Source organism: Bacillus cereus group sp. BfR-BA-01379, from assembly GCF_022663605.1.
Taxonomy (GTDB): Bacteria; Bacillota; Bacilli; order Bacillales; family Bacillaceae_G; genus Bacillus_A; species Bacillus_A mobilis.
The window spans coordinates 1-211 of record NZ_JAKUFT010000347.1 but is presented as its reverse complement, the minus strand read 5'-3'; the positions used below and the strand labels follow the sequence as shown (position 1 = coordinate 211).

Below are 211 nucleotides of genomic sequence, written 5' to 3'. Positions count from 1 at the left end.
AGTACAAAAACGGAAGATAGCCAAAAAACTGAAGACAGCCAAAAAACTGAAGACAGCGCAAAAGCTGAGAACAACTCAAAAGCTGAGAACAACTCAAAAGCTGAGAACAACACAACAACTAAAAACAATGCAAAAACTGAGAACAACACAAAACCTGAAAATAATACAAAACCTGAAGCAGAATCTAAAAACACACAAAAAGAGCAACAAC

General features: G+C 35.5%; 1 pseudogene. It reads left to right on the top strand.

Annotation, left to right across the window (positions count from 1 at the left end):
- Positions 1–211: pseudogene (locus tag MR113_RS28185) on the top strand (hypothetical protein); the annotation flags it as partial.